The 20,798-nt window shown below is 29.4% G+C and carries 17 protein-coding genes, 6 tRNA genes, 1 riboswitch and 1 other annotated feature; of the genes, 14 read left to right on the top strand and 9 right to left on the bottom strand.

The window, feature by feature from the left end; translation table 11 throughout:
* From sufB to ABGT36_RS08355, 7 genes are all read left to right on the top strand, one after another.
* On the top strand, positions 1–1,407 hold the full coding sequence (gene sufB / locus ABGT36_RS08385) for a Fe-S cluster assembly protein SufB (RefSeq protein WP_296881795.1): 1,407 nt from the start codon (positions 1–3) through the stop codon (positions 1,405–1,407).
* Positions 1,400–1,930 carry a 5-formyltetrahydrofolate cyclo-ligase gene (locus ABGT36_RS08380; RefSeq protein WP_087302298.1) on the top strand — a complete coding sequence of 177 codons (531 nt, stop codon included), beginning with the start codon at positions 1,400–1,402 and terminating at the stop codon, positions 1,928–1,930. Before sufB ends, ABGT36_RS08380 begins: the two co-directional genes overlap by 8 nt.
* Positions 1,931–2,000: 70 nt before the next feature.
* Positions 2,001–3,410 carry an oligosaccharide flippase family protein gene (locus ABGT36_RS08375; RefSeq protein ID WP_346677632.1) on the top strand — a complete coding sequence of 470 codons (1,410 nt, stop codon included), beginning with the start codon at positions 2,001–2,003 and terminating at the stop codon, positions 3,408–3,410.
* Positions 3,411–3,511: 101 nt separating this feature from the next.
* Positions 3,512–6,091 carry a cation-translocating P-type ATPase gene (locus ABGT36_RS08370; RefSeq protein ID WP_087302302.1) on the top strand — a complete coding sequence of 860 codons (2,580 nt, stop codon included), beginning with the start codon at positions 3,512–3,514 and terminating at the stop codon, positions 6,089–6,091.
* A 30-nt stretch (positions 6,092–6,121) separates the two neighbouring features.
* Entirely contained in the window at positions 6,122–6,775 is a 654-nt protein-coding gene (locus ABGT36_RS08365; RefSeq protein ID WP_346677631.1) for a sporulation protein YunB, read from the top strand.
* Positions 6,760–7,602 carry a hypothetical protein gene (locus ABGT36_RS08360; protein ID WP_346677630.1) on the top strand — a complete coding sequence of 281 codons (843 nt, stop codon included), beginning with the start codon at positions 6,760–6,762 and terminating at the stop codon, positions 7,600–7,602. Before ABGT36_RS08365 ends, ABGT36_RS08360 begins: the two co-directional genes overlap by 16 nt.
* Before the next feature lie 52 nt (positions 7,603–7,654).
* Positions 7,655–8,158: a prolyl-tRNA synthetase associated domain-containing protein gene (locus tag ABGT36_RS08355; RefSeq protein WP_346677629.1), complete on the top strand. Its 504-nt coding sequence runs from the start codon at positions 7,655–7,657 to the stop codon at positions 8,156–8,158.
* A gap of 46 nt (positions 8,159–8,204) precedes the next feature.
* On the opposite strand, the gene ABGT36_RS08350 is transcribed toward ABGT36_RS08355, so the two are convergent.
* From ABGT36_RS08350 to ABGT36_RS08315, 8 genes are all read right to left on the bottom strand, one after another.
* Positions 8,205–8,278 (bottom strand) — tRNA-Gly (locus ABGT36_RS08350).
* A 7-nt stretch (positions 8,279–8,285) separates the two neighbouring features.
* Positions 8,286–8,361 (bottom strand) — tRNA-Lys (locus ABGT36_RS08345).
* A 4-nt stretch (positions 8,362–8,365) separates the two neighbouring features.
* Positions 8,366–8,441 (bottom strand) — tRNA-Gln (locus tag ABGT36_RS08340).
* Between the two features lie 9 nt (positions 8,442–8,450).
* Positions 8,451–8,534: transfer RNA gene (locus tag ABGT36_RS08335), tRNA-Tyr, on the bottom strand.
* 4 nt (positions 8,535–8,538) lie between these two features.
* Positions 8,539–8,614 (bottom strand) — tRNA-Thr (locus ABGT36_RS08330).
* Positions 8,615–8,630: 16 nt separating this feature from the next.
* Positions 8,631–8,706: transfer RNA gene (locus ABGT36_RS08325), tRNA-Val, on the bottom strand.
* A 222-nt stretch (positions 8,707–8,928) separates the two neighbouring features.
* Complete coding sequence (locus ABGT36_RS08320; RefSeq protein WP_087302940.1) at positions 8,929–10,209, bottom strand: glucose-6-phosphate isomerase; 1,281 nt, start codon at positions 10,207–10,209, stop codon at positions 8,929–8,931.
* A gap of 1 nt (position 10,210) precedes the next feature.
* Positions 10,211–10,588 carry a CvfD/Ygs/GSP13 family RNA-binding post-transcriptional regulator gene (locus tag ABGT36_RS08315; protein WP_087302942.1) on the bottom strand — a complete coding sequence of 126 codons (378 nt, stop codon included), beginning with the start codon at positions 10,586–10,588 and terminating at the stop codon, positions 10,211–10,213.
* Between the two features lie 220 nt (positions 10,589–10,808).
* Between ABGT36_RS08315 and ABGT36_RS08310 the strand changes: the two genes are divergently transcribed.
* From ABGT36_RS08310 to raiA, 4 genes are all read left to right on the top strand, one after another.
* Positions 10,809–11,054 (top strand): NifU family protein, encoded by a 246-nt coding sequence (locus tag ABGT36_RS08310; protein WP_346677628.1) that lies wholly within the window; start codon positions 10,809–10,811, stop codon positions 11,052–11,054.
* Positions 11,055–11,211: 157 nt separating this feature from the next.
* A complete protein-coding gene (locus ABGT36_RS08305; protein WP_255375940.1) occupies positions 11,212–11,346 on the top strand; it encodes a hypothetical protein in 135 nt (44 codons plus the stop codon).
* Positions 11,337–11,438: riboswitch (SAM riboswitch) on the top strand. It overlaps the preceding gene by 10 nt.
* Before the next feature lie 65 nt (positions 11,439–11,503).
* On the top strand, positions 11,504–12,646 hold the full coding sequence (gene metK, locus ABGT36_RS08300) for a methionine adenosyltransferase (protein WP_087302946.1): 1,143 nt from the start codon (positions 11,504–11,506) through the stop codon (positions 12,644–12,646).
* Positions 12,647–12,801: 155 nt separating this feature from the next.
* Complete coding sequence (raiA, locus tag ABGT36_RS08295) at positions 12,802–13,332, top strand: ribosome hibernation-promoting factor, HPF/YfiA family (RefSeq protein WP_087302948.1); 531 nt, start codon at positions 12,802–12,804, stop codon at positions 13,330–13,332.
* A 26-nt stretch (positions 13,333–13,358) separates the two neighbouring features.
* Here the strand turns inward: raiA and ABGT36_RS08290 are convergent, their stop codons facing one another.
* On the bottom strand, positions 13,359–14,291 hold the full coding sequence (locus ABGT36_RS08290; protein ID WP_087374605.1) for a TIGR01212 family radical SAM protein: 933 nt from the start codon (positions 14,289–14,291) through the stop codon (positions 13,359–13,361).
* A gap of 90 nt (positions 14,292–14,381) precedes the next feature.
* Here ABGT36_RS08290 and ABGT36_RS08285 point away from each other — a divergent pair, with 90 nt between their 5' ends.
* The 3 genes from ABGT36_RS08285 to leuS all read left to right on the top strand — a co-directional run bounded on the left by ABGT36_RS08285 (position 14,382) and on the right by leuS (position 20,798).
* The gene (locus ABGT36_RS08285; protein ID WP_346677627.1) at positions 14,382–16,217 is read left to right on the top strand and encodes an ATP-binding cassette domain-containing protein; all 1,836 of its coding nucleotides are present in this window, start codon (positions 14,382–14,384) and stop codon (positions 16,215–16,217) included.
* A gap of 3 nt (positions 16,218–16,220) precedes the next feature.
* Complete coding sequence (locus ABGT36_RS08280) at positions 16,221–18,083, top strand: ATP-binding cassette domain-containing protein (RefSeq protein ID WP_346677626.1); 1,863 nt, start codon at positions 16,221–16,223, stop codon at positions 18,081–18,083.
* 72 nt (positions 18,084–18,155) lie between these two features.
* Positions 18,156–18,365: a binding site (T-box leader), on the top strand.
* 36 nt (positions 18,366–18,401) lie between these two features.
* Positions 18,402–20,798 (top strand): leucine--tRNA ligase, encoded by a 2,397-nt coding sequence (gene leuS / locus ABGT36_RS08275; protein WP_346677625.1) that lies wholly within the window; start codon positions 18,402–18,404, stop codon positions 20,796–20,798.

Raw genomic sequence — 20,798 nt, 5'->3', positions numbered from 1 at the left:
ATGGATGATATAAAAAAAGAAATTCCTGATCAAGATTATGCTTATGGTTTTAATGATGGCGATGTTTCTGTTTTTAAAACACCAAAGGGTTTAAATGAAGATATTATTAGAGAAATTTCTAAAATAAAAAATGAACCTGAATGGATGTTAGAATATCGTTTAAAATCATATCGTTGTTTTATGGAAAAACCAATGCCAACCTGGGGTGTTGATTTGAGTCGTGTAAACTTTGATGAATATACATATTATATTCGTCCAAGTGATAAACAGGCCAATGATTGGGAAGATGTACCAGATACAATTAAAGAAACTTTCCAAAAACTTGGGATTCCTGAAGCAGAGCAAAAATATCTTTCTGGAGTTAGTACTCAATATGAATCTGAAGTTGTTTATCATAACATGTTAAAAGAAGTAACTGAAAAAGGTGTTATTTTCTTGGATATTGATAGTGGTCTTAGAGAATATCCAGAATTGTTTAGAAAATATTTTGATACAGTTATTCCTTACAATGACAATAAGTTTTCGGCATTAAATGGTGCCGTTTGGTCTGGAGGTTCATTTATTTATGTACCACCAGGAGTTAAATTAGATAAACCATTACAGTCATATTTTAGAATTAATGCTGAAAGAATGGCTCAATTTGAAAGAACTTTAATAATCGTTGATAAAGGTGCCGATATTCATTATGTTGAAGGATGTACAGCACCAAATTATTCAAAAGATTCACTACATGCAGGTGTAGTTGAAATCATTGTTGGTGAAGGGGCAAAATGTCGTTATACAACGATTCAAAACTGGTCTAACAATATTTTAAACCTTGTTACCCAAAGAGCTAAAGTTTATAAAAATGGTTCAATGGAGTGGGTAGATGGAAATATTGGTAGCGCTGTAACGATGAAATATCCTACTTGTGTTTTAATGGAAGAAGGAGCTAAGGGCTCATGTATTACTATTGCAGTAGCTGCAAATGATCAAATCATGGATTCAGGATCTAAGATGATTCATTTAGCACCAAATACATCAAGTAGTATTGTTTCTAAATCGGTATCTCGTCAAGGTGGAAAGGTTAATTATCGTGGAATGGTACAACATGGTAAAAATGCTTATAATTCTAAAAGTAAAGTAGAATGTGATACTTTGATATTAGATGAGATGTCAACTAGTGATACAGTACCGGTAAACTGGATGCGTAACAATGATTCAATTATTGAACATGAGGCAACGGTTTCTAAGATTTCTGAAGAACAGTTATTTTATTTGATGAGTCGTGGATTAACAAAAGAAGAAGCGATGGATATGATTATTATGGGCTTCATTGAACCATTCTCTCGTGAATTACCAATGGAATATGCTGTTGAATTGAATCGTTTAATTAAATTGGATTTTGGAGATAAGGGAATTGGATAAATCTAGTTTAAGAAAACAAATGATAAAAGCAAGATTAGATTTAGATAGTGTAAATTACACTACTAAATCTAATTTTATTATTAGTAAGTTAAAACAACATCCTGATTTTATCAAAGCTAAAACTATTGGTATTTATGTTTCATTTCGTAATGAAGTCAATACAATTTCTTTAATTAAAGAGATGCTAAGTAATAAAAATATTTGTGTTCCTAAAATTGAAGATAAAGAGATGAATTTTTATCAAATTAAATCTTTTGATGAATTAAAGCCTAATTATATGAAAATCTTAGAACCTGATAATCATCATTTTATAAGTAAAGATCAAATTGATTTAATGATCGTACCCATTGTTGCTTACGATTGTTTTAATAATCGTTTAGGCTATGGAGGCGGCTATTATGATCGTTATTTATCAGACTATAAAGGCAAGATAATAGGTTTGGCTTTTAGTTTTCAAAAAGTACCATTGTTACCGGTAGAACCCTTTGATTTACCAATTAGTACAATTATTGATGAAAAATAGAAACGATTTTGTTATAATATGGTATGTAGTTGTTTTTTAACAATGGTAAATATAAAAGTAGGGTGAAAATATGTCGAGAGAAAAGAGTTTGATCAAAAATACACTAATAATGGCTGTGGGAACTTTTTTACCACGAATTATTAATTTATTAACGACGCCTATAATTACGAGTAGTACTACTGGTGCTCAATATGGGCAAATTGATTTAGTTACATCAACAATCTTAAATTTTATTGTACCACTATGTACATTACAATTAGAACAAGCACTATTTCGATTTTTGGTTGATGCTAAAAATGAAGAAGAACAACGAAAAACGATTACTAATGGCTATTTAATTATCTTTATAATGATGATTTTAGCAGCAATAATATGCTTGTTTGTTCCAATTAATATGTTTGAAGGTCCATTGAAACTTTTTATAATCGGTTATATTTGGATTGAAATTATTGCAACTACTTCTAGATTTGTTTTAAGAGCATTTTCAAAATATAAAGAATATTCTTTTTTAGCAGCATTAGTAGTTTTTGTAAACTTTATTGTTGTATCAATCTGTTTATTGTGGTTAAAAACAGGATATATCGGGGTATTAATTGCTTTAGTTGCTGCTGATGTTGTTGGCTTTTTATATGTATTATGTGTTTGTAATGTTTTCAAATATATTCGTTTTAAATATATAGATTTTGGATTTGCATCTAAAATGTTAAGCTATGCCTTACCATTTATTCCTAATCAGGTATCTTGGTATATTAATCAATTATCAGATCGTTGGATCATTAATATCTTTTTAGGAGCTAGTGCCAATGGTATCTATGCATTAGCAAATAAGATTCCTTCAATCGTTACTATTTTATATCCAGCTTTTAACTTAGCATGGACAGATTCAGCAACAAGAAGTGTTAACGATCCTGATAGTGCTCAATACTATAATCGAATGTTTAAAATGTTGTTTTGTATTGTTTCAGCGGGATCAATATTGTTACTAGCTGTTTCGCCATTTCTTTTCATGATCTTAAATCGTAATGAATCTTTAGCGAGTGCTTATTTATATACACCAACTTTGATTTTAGCGATGTATTTCTATTGCTTTTCACAGTTTTTTGGTAGTATTTATGTGGCTGTAAAGAGTGCTAAAAATATGGCAGTTACTACTACAATTTCAGCAGCAATCAATATTATTATTAATGTTGTTTTTATTAATATTATTGGAGTTCAAGCTGCTGTAATTTCTACTTTGATTGCTAACTTATTTTTAGCGGGGTATCGTTTTATTGATTTAAATCGCCGTTTTTGTCGGCTTCGAATTAATAAACGATTGACTACTTTAACAATTATTGTTTTTGTGATTTCAATGCTTTTAGCTTTATCTATTGATTTGAAATTATGGATTGTTAATATTGTGTTTGCTGTTATTTTTGCTTATTTCATTTCTGGTGATGTATTCATAAGGATGATTCGTTCTTTTATTAAAAAAAGATAAGTTTTATAAATGTTAAAATTTAGTGATAGCATTAAATTTTAACATTTTTTTTATTCTCTTTTTTATATATTTTAATTTAAGGATATAGTGAGGAGGATATAATGGAAGCTTATCAAAAAACTTTTAGTCAAGTACAACATGAATTATCAGTAAATGATCAGGGTCTTAATTCAAAAGAAGCGTTAATTAGAATGCAGAAACATGGTAAAAATGAAATTGTTGCAAGTAAACAACCGAGTGTGTTTTCAATATTTATTGATCAGTTTAAAGATCTTTTAGTAATTATTTTAATTGTTGCGGCTTTGATATCAGCGTTTACTGGCGAAATTGAAAGTACGTTAGTAATTATTGTAGTAATTACTATAAATGCAATATTAGGGACTATTCAAAGCGTAAAAGCACAAAAATCACTTAATAGCTTAAAAGAATTATCAATTCCTAAAGTTAAAGTAATCCGTTCAGGAAAGAAAATGGAAATACTAGCAAATGAGTTAACAATAGGTGATATTGTTGTTATTGTAGCAGGCGATGTAATTTCAGGTGACGGTCGTTTAATAGAAGCTAATAACTTAATGATAAATGAAAGTGCGTTAACCGGAGAATCAGAAAGTGTCGAAAAACAAACGTTACCTTTACACCATGAATGTTCGATTGCTGATATGAATAATATGGTCTTTTCGGGTAGCTTAGTTACAAATGGAAGTGGCAGCTATGTTGTAACTAAAATAGGAATGAATACCCAGATTGGTAAAATAGCAACTATGCTTAATGAAACTAAGCAAAGAAAAACGCCTTTACAAAAGTCTTTAGATGAATTTTCATTAAGATTATCAATTGGGATCATAGTTATTTGTATTTTTGTTTTGGTGATGGATGTTTTATTTGCTAAAGAACAATTATTAGATGCCTTAATGGTGGCTGTTGCTTTAGCTGTGGCAGCTATTCCTGAGGCCTTAGGATCAATTGTAACAATTGTATTATCCATCTCTACGCAAAAAATGGCTCAAGAAAATGCGATTATAAAGAATTTAAATGCGGTAGAAAGTTTAGGGTGTATATCGGTTATTTGTTCAGATAAAACAGGTACATTAACACAGAATAAAATGGAAGCTACTGATATATATACTCGTGATCGCAGAATTAAAATTAGTGAGTTGAATCATCGCGAATATAATCATAATATTTTATTGAAGTCTTTTGCAATCTGTAATAATGCATCAATTTCAAATGGTAAAAATATTGGTGATCCTACAGAAATTGCTTTGTTAGAAGCGTATCATAACTATTGTTTTAACCATGATTATGATCTAAAAACAAAGCGTCGTTTAGAACTTCCTTTTGATTCATCACGAAAATTAATGAGTGTTGCTTCAAATAATCATTTATATACTAAAGGAGCACCTGATGTTTTATTAAATCGTTGCAAAACTATTTTAAATGATGGCTATAAAGAGATTTTAACTAATCAAGATAAAAAGAAAATTTTAGAGCAAAATGATTTTTTAGCTAGTGAGGGTAAAAGAGTCTTAGGTTTTGCTTACAAAAAATTTTATCGTAATACTTTGACGATTCAAGATGAATACGATTTAGTTTTTATCGGCTTAGTGGCGTTAATAGATCCACCACGGCCTGAAAGTTTTCAAGCAGTTCAAGATTGTATTAATGCTGGAATAAAACCGATTATGATTACTGGGGATCATGCAACGACAGCTTGTAGTATTGCTATGCAAATTGGAATATATAAACCTGGCGATAAATGTCTCGATGGTAAACAATTAGATAAAATGACTGATAATCAGCTATATGCTTATTTACCACAAATTTCTATTTATGCCCGTGTTGCTCCTGAACATAAGATTAGAATTGTTAAAGCGTGGCAAAAAAGTGGGAAGGTTGTTGCTATGACCGGTGATGGGGTAAATGACGCTCCGGCTTTAAAACAAAGCGATGTAGGGGTAGCAATGGGGATTACAGGAAGTGAAGTTGCTAAAGATGGAGCAAGTATGGTTTTAACTGATGATAATTTTGCTACTATCGTTAAAGCAATAATGACGGGACGAATTGTTTATACTAATATAAAAAATGCAATTATTTATCTATTATCGGGTAATTTATCAGCAATTATTTGTGTATTAGTAACTTCATTTTTAATCTTACCGACACCTTTTTTACCGGTTCATCTACTATTTATTAATTTAATAACTGATTCATTGCCAGCAATTGCAATTGGGATGGAAAAAGGAAATGAGGAAATTCTAAAACAAAAACCACGGAATATCAATAAATCGTTATTAAATAAAGAAACAATTTTACAAGTTGGCTTTGAAGGTTTAATCATTAGTATTTTTACGATGTTGAGTTATTTTATGGGACTTCGAAATAATGAATTAACTGCTTCGTCAATGGCTTTTGGCACTCTATGTTTAGCGCGATTGTTACATGGTTTTAATTGTCGTAGTGATTTACCACTAATTAAATTACCGTTAAATTATTATAGTTTACTGGCATTTTTAATGGGAGGACTTCTTTTAATCTGGATTCTTATCTCACCTAATTTTCATTCATTTTTTTCTATTAGTGAATTAACGTTGAGACAATTAGCAATGATTTTTATTTTTGCGACTTTACCTAGTATTATTATCCAGTTTTATAAGATGATAGCTTCTAGACATAATTTTTAGTTGATCATAGTATAATATACTGGTGATTAAATGAAAAAACGATATATATCATTGATTATAATAATAGTCTTGGCAATTATAGTTCAATTAGTTTGTATTAGTATTACGCCAGCGTTAAAAACAATTGCCAGTAAAGAAGTTAATCGTTTTTGTCAGATGATCATCAATAATACACCATTTCCAGTAGAATTAGAACATGATGATTTAATTGCAATAAGCCGTAATGGTGATGAAATCGTTGCTATTAATTTTAATACTAACTATGCTTCAAGTCTTGGAGCAAAATTAGTAAATCAGTTAGAAGATCTTTTTTATTCAATTGAATCAGGCACCTATCAAAAAGAAGATAATTCGTTTTATCAAAATAAATTGCAGCAAATGAGCGATAATGGTGGGGTAATTGCAACTATCAGACTAGGTCTTTTAACTGATAATCCGTTTTTGGCTAATGTTGGACCAAAGATAAATCTTAAATATAAAACTATTAGTGCTATTACTAGTACAGTTGAGGAAAATATAGAAAACTATGGTGTTAATCATGTTATGGTTTCGTTAAAGATAGTTATTAAAATTAGATTGATGGTGTTATTTCCCTTTTATAATGAAGAATTTTCACATAAATATGATTATCCACTTGTGATGGAAGTAATAGAAGGTGAGGTGCCAAATTGGTATCAAAACTAGATATCTTGCAACGTTTTTATCAAATTTCTTTAGATAAAGAAAGTGATTATTTTGAATATCAAGGACAATTATATTATTTTAATCAAGTTAATAATTTTACTAATTATTATCCTTATTATGTTAATGCTCTAGGGTTGAATGGATTTCAGGTAGTAATGAATTGTTTTAATCATCCAATTTCTATGGATTACATGTTGTATACTTATCAAATAGAAGAGTATCTTCTTGATAGTTTTATTAATCTATCTTTACAATCGATTAATAAAACGATTGAAATTATAAAAATAAAAGAGAGCTGGTGTACAATTTTAGATCAAGCTAAAAGTAAACTAGGCAATTATGCTTCAAGAATTAGTCATTTTGAACATTTTATTATCTTGTTTTATTATTATCAAGGATTAGGGGAAACCGCGATAAATATTTTAAATATGATTAATGAAGAAGTATTTCATTTAGGAGTTGAACACTTTTATTTTAATGATTGTTATGAGGATTTGTGTAATCCAAATAATCTTATTTTTGCTTCGCGAATAAAAGATCTTGCAAGCAGTTATAAAAAGGGAATAATTGATATCGAACAATTAGATAATTATATTAAAAGGGGAAATCTTAGTAGTAATGAAATAATATATTTATATGCTCGTTTATTGTTTCCTAGTGAATTTATGGCTCTAGCGATAAACGAGGATTGTAATGATTTGCGGATTAAAAAGAAACTGTTATTAATGTATCAAAATATTGATTATGAAAGACAACGACTTATTATAGCTATTGATTTATTAAATAATTATGTAAAATTACCACGAATAGCCTGGTTAGAACATTGACATCAAAAGATATAATGTTACTATTTAGTTATGATTTAAAAGAGGTATTGTTATGGAAGTGATTGAAAAGGTTTTAACTAGATTAGATAATTTAAATATTGATTACCAGTTAATAAAACATAAACCGGTTTATACAATTGGTGAAATTAATCAAATTAATGAAATTGATATTAGTTTTGTACTAAAAAATTTATTTTTAACTGATGATAAAAAACAACATTATTATCTTGTTTTATTAAAAAATGATCAACAGCTCGATTTAAAAAAATTAAGAAAAGTTCTTAAATCACGGCGCTTAACTTTTGCAAGTGAAGAAGATTTAAATAAGTATTTAGGTTTGAAAAAGGGTGCTGTTAGCCCGTTGGGGATATTAAATGACCATGATAAAATTGTTGATGTTATAATTGATAAAGAAATTGAAAAGATGATAAAAATTGGTATTCATCCTAATATTAATACAGCTACGATTTATTTATCTTTTACTGATTTATTAAAAGTAATCGAATCAAATGGTAATAGACATTGTTTTATTGAATTAAATGATAATGGTATATAAAATAAAAAAAACTTACAAACACAATGTTTGTAAGTTACTTTTTTAATGGAGCGGGTGATGGGAATCGAACCCACGTAGTCAGCTTGGAAGGCTGAAGTTCTACCATTGAACTACACCCGCATTGAAATGGTGACCCGCAGGCGATTCGAACGCCTGACCCTCTGATTAAAAGTCAGATGCTCTACCGACTGAGCTAGCGGGTCATCTTGGCTGGGGTACCTGGATTCGAACCAGGGAGATGACAGAGTCAAAGTCTGTTGCCTTACCGCTTGGCTATACCCCAATTTTAGTATGGTGGAGGAGGGCGGATTCGAACCACCGAACCGAAAGGAACTGAGTTACAGTCAGCCGCGTTTAGCCACTTCGCTACTCCTCCATCATGGTGCCGGCTAAAGGACTTGAACCCTCAACCTACTGATTACAAGTCAGTTGCTCTACCAATTGAGCTAAGCCGGCTTTTCTTCTTTTTTAATGGTGGAGGTTAACGGGCTCGAACCGCTGACCCTCTGCTTGTAAGGCAGATGCTCTCCCAACTGAGCTAAACCTCCATTTCTTGGCGCCTCTATATACTACCATTATCTATAACTTTAGTCAATAAAAAAATTGAAATTTTTTAAAAATATTTATTTTATGTTATAAGTTTGTAAAAACAATGTATTTATATTTTCTGTTTGTGATAGTAATTTTAATAAGTGTATCGTATATTTTTACAAAAATAAAGGTGAGCCTTGATGACCCACCTTCTTCATGTTTACTTTACTATTAATATCCTAATATCCAGGTTTACCTAATAATTTGAACATATTTGCTTTATAAACTTCAACACCTGGTTGGTTGAATGGGTTTACTCCTAATAAATAAACTGACATTGCACATGACATTTCGAAGAAATAAACCATATATCCAAATCCATAAGCATCCATTTTGTCCATTGTAATTAAGATGTTAGGTACGTTACCAGTGTTAACATGAGCATCAATAGTACCTTCACAAGCTTTCTTGTTTACATAGTCAACAGTTTTTCCAGCTAAGTAATTTAAACCATCTAAATTATCAGGATCACTAGGGATTACCATATCGCTGTTTGGTTCTTTAATTTGGAAAATAGTTTCGTATAATACTTTGCTTCCTTCTTGGATGAATTGTCCTAATGAGTGTAAATCAGTTGAGAAAGTAGCACTAGTAGGTAAAATACCTTTTCCTTCTTTACCTTCAGATTCACCATATAATTGTTTCCACCATTCAGCAACCATAGAAAGTTGTAATTCATAAGTTACAAACATTTCGGCAGGATAACCAGCTTTGTGTAAAATTTGACGAGCTACACCATAGCGATAAGCATCATTTTTTTCAAGGTCGCTTACACTATATTTATCCATCGCATCTTTGGCACCTTTCATCATTTCATCAACATCGATTCCAGCCATAGCGATAGGGAATAAACCAACTGGTGTTAATACTGAATAACGTCCTCCAACATCATCAGGAATAACAAAAGTTGTGTATCCTTCTTCAGTTGCTAGTGTTTTTAAAGCACCTTTTGCTTTATCAGTTGTTGCAACGATTCTTTCTCTAGCACCATCTTTACCATATTTCTTTTCACACATTTCTTTGAAAATTCTAAAAGCAATAGAAGTTTCAGTTGTTGTACCTGATTTTGAAATTACGTTGATTGCAAAATCTTTGTCTTCAATATAATCAGCAACTTGTTTAATATAATTTGATGAGAAAGTATTTCCTACATAAATAATTTCAACTTTATTTTTTGGATATAATCCATTAATTGCTTCGATTGCTGCACGTGCTCCTAAATAAGATCCACCAATACCGCAAACTAATAATACATCTGTTTTATCTTGTAAAGCAGCTGCTTTTTCTTTAATTAATGCTACTTCAGCCTTATCATAATTTTCTGGTAATTCTACCCAGCCAAGAAAATCATTCCCGGCACCAGTTTTGTTATGAATCATATCATGAATTTCATTAACTTTTTCTTGATATGAACTTAAATCTTCGCTTAATTTAGCTTTGCTTAAATCTAATGTAATCATTTTAATTTTCCTCCGTGATTCCTTGTTTGATCCATATTTGCATAGCTGCAGCTAATGGCTTGAAACCATTAGGTGTTTCAACGATTGATCGTCTGGGGTTTTTATAATAGACACGCTTATTTCGTCTACGATAACGATTATCAATGGCTTTTAAGCTTAGACGAGCATGATTAGTGCTTTCATCGAAGTCAATAACTTTTACTTTAATTGATTGACCAACTTTAACAAAACTATCAATACTTTTTACAAATTTATCTGAGATTTCAGAAATGTGAATTAATCCTGTAGAATTATCGGGTAAACTTGCAAAAGCACCGTAAGGCTGAATACCAGTGATTTTTACATCGATGATATCGCCACGTTTTATCTTTTGACCCATATAATAATCACTCCCTACGGAGACATTATAACATAAAATTAATAAAATTATTTCTTTTTAATGAAATTTTTGAATTATAATTATATTATTTACTATTAAAATAAAAGTTTTTGATTGTAAGATATTTTTTTATAAGTAGATGTTTTTATATTTGGATATCATATTTATTTAAAAAAATATTTTTTGTGGTACAATATACTATACAAAAGAGGTGATAATAGTGGAAAATACATATGAACAAATTGAAAAAGTTGTTAATAAATTAAGACCATATTTAAATCGTGATGGTGGAGATATTGAACTAATTGATTTTAAAGATGGGATTGTTTATGTTAAAATGCTTGGTGCATGTGCTGGATGCAGCTTATTAGATGAAACATTAAAAGATGGTGTTGAACAAATTTTAATGGAAGAAGTACCTGGTGTTTTAGAAGTAAGAAATATTGCAACTGAACCAATGTTATAAAAATGAGACAAATTTGAGATAAAATATCGTTTGTTTTATGTTAAAATATTAATAGCTATTAAATTACTTGCATATTAAAAAAAGATGTATTATTATTTATGTGTCGTTTTTAGGAATATTATTGTTTTATCAATGCAAACTAAGTTAAGGTGATAATATGGATAATATTCGTAAACAGAAAATGATAGCAAGTATTTTATTAGATATTGGTCTTGATGATGATATTATTGAAGTAATTACATCATTAAGCAAAGAAGAAATTAAACAAATAAATAAAAAAGACTCTTATTAAGAACTACTAGATGAAGATCGATGATGTAGTGGCAACCCTATATTAAATTAGAAGGTGCCTGACTTAGCAAGGTTAAACTTGAACAATGAGAGAAGGCTTCCTAAATATGTATGCTTTCTCTTTAGGAAGCTTTTTTATTTGTCGAAAGGAGAAAGAAATGAAAGAAAAATTGTTATTTACTTCAGAATCAGTATCAAAAGGACATCCTGATAAAGTATGTGATCAAATTAGCGATGCTATTTTAGATGCCTGCTTAAAAGAAGATCCTAATTCACGTGTTGCCTGTGAAGTATTTGCAACAACAGATTTAATTGTAATCGGTGGAGAAATTACTACTTTAGCTAAAGTAGATTATGAACAAGTAGCTCGTGATGTTTTAAAAGATATTGGTTATGATGATAGCGATAAAGGGATTGATTATCGAACATGTAAAGTTCAAATTGTTTTAGATAGTCAATCACCTGATATTGCATTAGGTACTAATGATGAAGTTGGTGGTGCTGGTGACCAGGGAATTATGTTTGGTTATGCTTGCAAGGAAACTAAAGGATATATGCCACTTCCAATTTCATTGGCACATCATTTAGTACGCTATGCAACAGAGAAAAAAAATAGTGGTGAATTTAAATATGCTCGTCCTGATATGAAGGCTCAAGTAACTGTTGATTATACTGATAAAGATCCTAAAATTGATACAATTTTAATGTCAATTCAACATGATCCTGATTTTGATGAAGAAGCTTTTAAAAAATACATTAAAGAAGAAATCATGGATGTTGTAGTAGGAAAATATGGATTAAATAAAGATTATCGTGTTTTAATTAATCCAACTGGAAGATTTGTTATTGGTGGTCCTCATGGTGATACAGGACTTACTGGTCGTAAAATCATTGTTGATACTTATGGTGGTGCTGCTCGTCATGGTGGGGGAGCATTTAGTGGTAAGGATCCTTCAAAAGTAGATCGTTCAGCAGCTTATATGCTTAGATATATTGCTAAAAATATTGTGGCAGCTGATCTTTGTGATCGTATTGAAATACAAGTTTCTTATGCAATTGGTGTTAAAGAACCAACTTCAGTATTTGTAGAAACTTATGGTAGTGAACATGTTGATGTTGATGTTATTATTAAAGCAATTAGAGAAAACTTTGATTTAACACCAGGTGGTATTATTAAAACATTAAATTTAAGACAACCAATTTATCAAAAAACTGCTGCATATGGACATTTTGGACGTGGTGATTTAGATTTACCATGGGAAAAATTAGATAAAGTGGAAGTTTTAAAGAAATATCGTTAGATATAAAAAAAATTTAAAATTGTATAGATGTAAAAAACTCGATTAATTCGGGTTTTTTTCATTTTGTGTAAAATTTACGAAAATTTTATCTATAATTTAAGTGTTATTTTATCATTTAATATTGTATAATATTTATATACAAAGGAGGAGTTCTTATGAAAATCTCAGTAAGAGGAAAAAACATTGAAATCACTGAAGCAATTGAACAAAAGATTTCAAAAAAATTATCAAAGCTAGACAAATATTTCATCGTTAGCGATAATGTAGAGGCTAAAGTGTTATGTCGAGTTTATCCATATGGACAAAAACTTGAAATAACTATTCCAACTGAATATGTTCTATTAAGAGCAGAAGTTGTAGATGATGATTTGTATAATGCAATCGATTTAGCTATTGATAAATTAGAAGGACAAATTAGAAAGTATAAGACACGTCTAAGTCGTAAATCAAAGGATAATAAACTTGCATTCAACCTTTCTTCAATTGAAGATGTTGAACCAGAAGAAGATGTCTTAGTAAAAGTAAAAACTATTACACCAAAACCAATGGATATGGAAGAAGCAATTATGCAAATGGAATTAATAGGACATTCATTCTTTGTTTATCGTGATTCTGAAACAGATGCTATAAGCATTGTATATCGCCGTAATGATGGTGATTATGGATTAATTGAAACTGATAATTAAAAAAAAGCCTTCGGGCTTTTTTATTTTTATAATTTGCATCCTTGATAATAATCTTTTGCGACCATCATTTTATCAATATCATTTAAAATAGTTACTTTTTTAACCGACCATAATGGAGCAATTAAATCATCAATTTTACCATCACCAGTAAGTCGTTCAATAACAATATTTTCTGGCAAATAAGCTAGTTGTTCAACAACTAATTTAATATATTCTTCACGATCGAGAATTTTAAAAGGTTTCTTTAAATATAATTGATGTAATTTTGTATTTTCAATAATATATAGCATATGAATTTTTATAGCTTGAATGTCTAACTGACCAACTGTTTTAGCTGTTTCTAGCATCATTTCAGGTGTTTCATATGGTAAACCATTGATGATATGAACACAGACATTGATATTTAGGGCTCGTAGTTTATTAAGACCATCCAGGAAATCTTGATAACTATGACAGCGATTAATGATTAGTCCGGTACGATCATGGATTGTTTGTAAACCTAATTCGACCCATAAATCACAGCGTGAATTGACATCTTTTAAGTATTCTAGAACATCATCATTTAAACAATCCGGTCTAGTAGCAATGCTTATGGCAACAACATCTTTTTTATTAATAAATGGTTCAACGCATTTTTTGATTTTTTCAACAGGACCATAAGTATTGGTATTTGCTTGAAAGTATGCGATGTATTTACAACCAGGCCATTTATTAGATAAAATTTGACTTACTTGATTAAATTGGGTTTGTAAAGAATCGTGGACATTACCGGCAAAATCACCAGAACCAGAGTCGCTACAAAAAATACAACCCCCAACCCCTTTACTGCCATCACGATTAGGGCAGGTAAATCCGGCATTTAATCCTACTTTTGCAACTTTACAATGATATTTGTTTTTTAAATAATAATTAAAGGTATGATAACGTTTGTTATCATTACTGTATTTAAATTGATTCATTTTATCACCATCAGTATTATAGCATATTGCCTAAAAGTTTAGAAATCAAATTATAATAAAGGAGGTACTGTATTAAACAGTAGAAGAATTATGGCATTACAATTAATTAAAATAACAAAATTTTATCAGTTTGGTAAAAATAAGCAGACAGTATTAAATAATCTTACAATCAAATTTCCAAGTAAAGGTTTAATTGCGATTGTCGGTAAAAGCGGTTCTGGTAAATCAACATTATTAAATATCATCGCTGGGATAGAGAAAGCTAATAGTGGTCAGATATTAATTGATGGTCATGAACTAGAAAGAGAAAATATTGTTCAATATCAAAAGGATTATATTAGTTATGTTTATCAGTTTTATAATTTAATACCATCTTTGACAATAAAGCAAAATATTATTTTACCAGCTTTGATTAAGGGCTATAGCTATAATGATATTGAATTTAAAATTATGACATATTGCAATCAGCTAGAAATTGTACATCTGTTAAATAATTATCCAGATCAATTATCTGGAGGACAAAAACAGCGTGTTGGACTGGTAAGAGCTTTTTTATGTCAAACTCCAATTCTTCTAGCTGATGAGCCAACTGGTGCCTTAAATGGTATCCAAAGCAAAGAAGTAATGAAATTATTAAAACAGTATGCAAAACAACATTTGGTTATTGTGATTTCTCATAATATTTCATTGATAAAGAAGTATACGTCGCAAATAATTGATTTAGATCAAAATATAAATTATTATGATTTTAAAACTAGTAAATACCATAAATACAGTACATATTTTTTACCTCGACAGTCTAAAAGACTGTTTTTTTATATTAAACAGCAGATAAAATATCAACGAAATAAGTTGATAATGATGTTTGTTTCACAAATATTTATTATTATTGCTTTCGTATTACTTCTTTCAGCGTGTAATGGTGGCTGGTTATATTTAAAAAATCGTTTTCAAAGTGATCCATTAAAAGAGATAATAGAAGTTTATCAAAATGATTATTTAAATACTATGTTTAAAGAAGATGATATTACTAAATTTAAAGAAAATAGTTTGATTGATGATGTATCTTTTAAATTGGATTTTAATCAAGGGGTATTTAAAGGAAATCAAAATTTTGAAATTTATCAAATAAAGAATACTAAAAATTTTGATTATCAAAGTGGCCATTATCCTAGTAAAGAAAATCAAATAGTCATTAATCAAAAGGCTGCAAAAAAATATGATTTAAAAGTCAATGATGAAATTGAATATGAATTAAATGGAATCAGTTATTCTTTTTCTATTAGTGCGATTATTAACGATTATGTTAATGAGGGTAATAATATTTATATTGATAGAAATATTATTGATGAAAACTTAAGACAACAATTAGAAACTAAAGATGTTTTAATTTTAATTAGTTCTAAATATAAACAGGTTCTTGATAAATATCAGGATGATTTTTTACTGGTAAGTTATCATCAAGAATATGTTGATAGTTATCAAATGTTATTTGATCTAGCGTATATAGTTGTAATTATTTTTATAAGTGTAAGTTTTTTTATTTCTATTATTTTAATTTCAATTATTTTAAAAACGATTTTTATTGAAAGAAAAAAAGATACTTGTATTTTACAGGTTAATGGTATTTCTAAGTTAAGGATCGTAAGTTTATTTGGATTTGAAGCGATGTTGATAGGAATGATAATTGGTATTGTAGGTAGTGTTGTAGCTTTTGGAACGCTATTTTTAATTTCATTATTTGATTTAGATAAAAATATTATAGGAATTAATAATTTATTTGTTTTGCCACGTTATTTTTTAGGTTCTTTTGATTTATTTATTTTATTAATCTTTATTTATATTATTATTTGCTGGATTTCGGGGGTTCATGGAGCATTAATAATTAATAAGATGGATGGCAGTATTTTGTTAAAGGAGAACTAGAATATGCTGGAAATTAAAAATTTAACAAAAGAATATGATGATCTTGTTATTGATAATTTAAGTGTTACTTTTCCTAGTACAGGAATGGTTATTATCACTGGTAAATCTGGATGTGGGAAAACTACGTTGTTAAATATTATTGGGGGAATTGACTTAAATTATCAAGGCAATATTTTTATTGATAATCAAAATATTCGTAAAATAAAGAATTATTGTCGGAAACATGTTGGTTTTATTTTTCAAGATTTTAATTTAATTAATTGGTTGAATGTAAAAAATAATTATTTATTATCAGGCTTTTTTACTAAGATAATTTATAAACGAGCAATTGAAGATCAAGAAGAAAAATTAGAACTACAAAAGTTAAAAAGAAAAAAAGTCAGGTTATTATCTGGTGGTCAAAAACAACGGGTTGCTTTATTACGGGCGATAATAAAAAATGTGGATATTTTATTATGTGATGAACCAACTGGCTCTTTGGATCAAGAAAATAGTCAAGCAGTATTTGAACTTTTAAAAAAAGAAGCAAAAGAAAGATTGGTAATTGTAATTAGTCACGATGAAAATTTGGCTATTAAATATGCTGATCAACTGTATGTTATGGAAAATGGCAAGTTGACTAAAAAAAGAGATTCTATTAAAACAACAGATAAATTTTATTGCCGGTTAAAAAAACATGCACCAGCTAATATTTTTAAACTAGTTTTATTACAATATCGTTCTAATTTATATCGAAATTTGAAAATATCAGCCGGAATTACCCTGGCTATTTTTTGTATTATGATAACTTTTACTTTAAGTGGCTCTTTACAAAACCAGGTCAAAAAACAATTAACCTCTATTTTTCCAAATCAGTTGATTTCAATACAACAGCAAAATCATCAAGCAATCAATTATCAAGAATTAATAAATCTAAAAGAACATTCACAAAATCAGTATTTATACGGTGAACCTGTAGATTATGAATTTATAGGGATTTCTTTAAAAAATAGCTATGCAACAGAGTCAACTGTTTATATTAGTGATATGACAAAAAAAGTTCAATCTAATAGAATTGAATATGGAAGAAAATTAAATAAGGATGATGAAATAGTTTTGACAAAAACTACAGCAGTTCATTTAAGTGATGATTATCAAAAATTGATTAATCGTTATGTATATGGATATTATTTAAAAGATAATCAAATAAAGAAGATTAAATTAAAAATTGTAGGAATAACAGATGAAGTATCGATGTTTGATACGATGTATATAAATGAGCTTGCTAATTTTGAACATATTAGTGAAATTTTTAAAGTTAATAAAGAAGAAATCACGACTCAATTAGTTTTAATGAATTTAAATCAGCTAGTAAATGTTGAAAATGAAATTAAAAATTTAAAAGAGAAATATTCATATTTGGATTTTAAGGTTGCTGGTCAAGATATCAATGCAAATGTTGATAATTTTTTGCTACAGATTCAAAGAGTTTTATTATTGTTTTCTTCATTAGCTATAATTGCAGCTTGTTTTTTAATAGGTGAGGTATTGTATTTATCTGTTGTTGAAAAGACCAAGGATTTTGGTATTTTTAAATGTTTAGGAGCAAGTAAAATTCAGATTTTATTATTAGTACTATTAGAAAGTGTAATTTTAGTTACAGTTAGTTTTGTTTTAGCGTTAATTTTATTGATTCAAATTGTTCAAATGATTAATAGTTTAGTAATTACAAGTTATAGTTTTGAAGGTAACTTTGTGTCAATTGATTTGAAGTTATTGTTAGTTATTTATTTGTTTGCTTTAGGATTAGGTATTTTAAGCAGTTGTTTACCAGCATTTAAAGCAAGTCACCTTGATCCAATTAAAGCTTTGAAATATCATGGTTAATAATTAAAATTGAGTTTGTTTGGTTTAAAATTTGTTGCATATCTATCTATTTATGTTATAATATTTGAGTATTTAAAGTCTACGAATAGGAGTAGTAGTAATTGAATTTTTTATAGAGAGTCAGTGGCTGGTGGAAACTGATAAAATAGATTATGAACTCGCCTAGGAGATGCAATAATGAAATTGTTAGTAGTTATTGCCGTTAACTGCGTTAAAGTTTTGAGTGCTAGATTTTTTTAATCTGGAACTAAGGTGGTAACGCGATATTAAGTCGTCCTTAGATGGACGGCTTTTTTTATTTTAAGGAGGAAGTATAGAATGCCGTTTGATCACAAACAAATTGAGCCGAAATGGCAAAAATATTGGGAAGAAAATAAAACTTTTTTTACTGATGTCTGGGACTTTTCTAAACCTAAATTTTATGCTTTAGATATGTTTCCATATCCTTCAGGACAAGGATTACATGTAGGGCATCCAGAAGGATATACAGCAACTGATATTGTATCAAGAATGAAAAGAATGCAAGGATACAATGTTTTACATCCAATGGGATTTGATGCCTTTGGTTTACCTGCAGAACAATATGCAATTAAAACTGGTAATCATCCTGAGGGCTTTACAGTTAAAAATATTAATACATTTACAAAACAATTAAAAATGTTAGGTTTTTCATTTGATTGGGATAAATGTGTTTCAACTTGTGATCCTAGCTATTACAAATGGACACAATGGATTTTTAAACAATTATATAACGATGGATTAGCTAAAAATGTTGATATACCAGTCAACTGGTGTGAAGAATTAGGAACCGTATTAGCTAATGATGAAATTATTGATGGTAAAAGCGAACGTGGGGGATTCCCAGTTATTCGTAAAAATATGAAACAATGGGTAATCGATATTCCGGCATACGCAGAAAAATTATTAGCTGGATTAGAAGACATTGATTGGCCTGAATCAACAAAAGAAATTCAAAGAAATTGGATTGGAAAATCAATTGGTGCCCATGTTGATTTTAAAGTTGACGGTTATGAAGATAAATTTACTGTATTTACAACACGTTGTGATACATTATTTGGTGCAACATATTGTGTGTTGGCCCCAGAACATGAACTAGTTGCAAAAATTACAACTGCAGCGCAAAAACAGGCAGTTGATGACTATATTAGTGTGTGTGCAACAAAATCAGAATTAGAACGTACTGAATTAAATAAAGATAAAACTGGGGTATTTACTGGGGCTTATGCAATTAATCCGGTAAATAATAAAAAAATCCCAATTTGGATTTCAGATTATGTTTTAGCTGGATATGGTACTGGAGCAATTATGGCAGTACCAGCTCATGATGAACGTGACTTTGAATTTGCGAAAAAATTTGGTTTAGAAATTATTCCGGTATTAGCTGGTGGCGATGTATCAAAAGCAGCTTGGACTCAAGATGGAGAACATATTAATTCTGAGTTCTTAAATGGAATGAATAAAGAAGATGCAATTAATACGATGGTTAAATGGTTAGAAGAACATCACTGTGGACAAAAGAAAATTAATTACCGTTTAAGAGAATGGATTTTTGCTAGACAAAGATATTGGGGTGAGCCAATTCCAGTAATTAATTTTGATGATGGGACATCTGTTGTTTTATCAGATGATGAGTTACCATTAATTTTACCACCATTAGAAGATTATTCACCATCAAAATCAGGAGCTTCACCACTTGATAAAGCAGTTGATTGGGTAAATGTTGAAGTTAATGGGAAAAAAGGTAAACGTGAAACAAGTACAATGCCAGGTAGTGCTGGAAGTAGCTGGTATTATATGCGCTACATTGATCCACATAATGATAAGGCTATTGCAGATCGTAAATTATTGGATCATTGGTTACCGGTAGATTTATATGTTGGTGGTCCTGAACATGCAGTTGGACATTTATTATATTCTCGTATGTGGAATAGATATTTGTATGATAAAGGATATTTATCAAATCCTGAACCATTTAAAAAATTATATCACCAAGGAATGATTTTAGGTGGTAATGGTGAAAAGATGAGTAAATCTAAAGGAAATGTAATAAATCCAGATGATATCGTTAATGAATATGGTGCAGATACTCTACGTGTTTATGAAATGTTTATGGGACCATTAGAAGCTAGTAAACCATGGAGTGATAGTGGGGTAGATAGTGCAAGAAAATGGTTAGATCGTGTTTATCGTTTAGTTATTGAAACAGATAAATTAAGTGATGAAAATGATCACTCATTAGATTTTATTTATCATGCTACAGTTAAAAAAGTAACTAATGATTATGAAACATTAGGTTTCAATACAGCTATTTCACAAATGATGATTTTTGTTAATGAAGCATTTAAGGCAAAAACAGTTTATCGTCCTTATGCTGAAAATTTAGTGAAGATGTTAAGTTGTATTGCTCCACATGTTTGTGAAGAAATGTGGCACTTATTAGGACATGAAAATACAATTGCTTATGAATCATGGCCAACATATGATGAAAGCATGTTAGTAACTCAAACTATTGAAATGGGTGTTCAAGTAAATGGTAAATTAAGAGCTAAAATTCAAGTTGCTAAAGATGCTGATGAAGAGGCTGTAAAAACATTAGCTTTTGAACAAGAAAATGTTAAGGCTCATACAGATGGTAAAAATATTGTTAAAATTATTGTTGTTAAAAACAAAATTGTCAATATAGTTGTTCGTTAA

Source organism: Erysipelatoclostridium sp. An173 (assembly GCF_963931465.1).
Taxonomy (GTDB): Bacteria; Bacillota_I; Bacilli_A; order Erysipelotrichales; family Coprobacillaceae; genus Thomasclavelia; species Thomasclavelia merdavium.
The sequence above is the reverse complement of the archived record's forward strand: the minus strand, read 5'-3'. Positions and strand labels throughout refer to the sequence as shown.

Coding starts and splice junctions, on each gene's coding strand:
- sufB (WP_296881795.1), top strand. CDS start 1: ATGGATGATATAAAAAAAGAAATTCCTGATCAAGATTATGCTTATGGT.
- ABGT36_RS08375 (WP_346677632.1), top strand. CDS start 2,001: ATGTCGAGAGAAAAGAGTTTGATCAAAAATACACTAATAATGGCTGTG.
- ABGT36_RS08370 (WP_087302302.1), top strand. CDS start 3,512: ATGGAAGCTTATCAAAAAACTTTTAGTCAAGTACAACATGAATTATCA.
- ABGT36_RS08365 (WP_346677631.1), top strand. CDS start 6,122: ATGAAAAAACGATATATATCATTGATTATAATAATAGTCTTGGCAATT.
- ABGT36_RS08355 (WP_346677629.1), top strand. CDS start 7,655: ATGGAAGTGATTGAAAAGGTTTTAACTAGATTAGATAATTTAAATATT.
- ABGT36_RS08320 (WP_087302940.1), bottom strand. CDS start 10,209: ATGATTACATTAGATTTAAGCAAAGCTAAATTAAGCGAAGATTTAAGT.
- ABGT36_RS08315 (WP_087302942.1), bottom strand. CDS start 10,588: ATGGGTCAAAAGATAAAACGTGGCGATATCATCGATGTAAAAATCACT.
- ABGT36_RS08305 (WP_255375940.1), top strand. CDS start 11,212: ATGGATAATATTCGTAAACAGAAAATGATAGCAAGTATTTTATTAGAT.
- metK (WP_087302946.1), top strand. CDS start 11,504: ATGAAAGAAAAATTGTTATTTACTTCAGAATCAGTATCAAAAGGACAT.
- raiA (WP_087302948.1), top strand. CDS start 12,802: ATGAAAATCTCAGTAAGAGGAAAAAACATTGAAATCACTGAAGCAATT.
- ABGT36_RS08290 (WP_087374605.1), bottom strand. CDS start 14,291: ATGAATCAATTTAAATACAGTAATGATAACAAACGTTATCATACCTTT.
- ABGT36_RS08285 (WP_346677627.1), top strand. CDS start 14,382: ATGGCATTACAATTAATTAAAATAACAAAATTTTATCAGTTTGGTAAA.
- ABGT36_RS08280 (WP_346677626.1), top strand. CDS start 16,221: ATGCTGGAAATTAAAAATTTAACAAAAGAATATGATGATCTTGTTATT.
- leuS (WP_346677625.1), top strand. CDS start 18,402: ATGCCGTTTGATCACAAACAAATTGAGCCGAAATGGCAAAAATATTGG.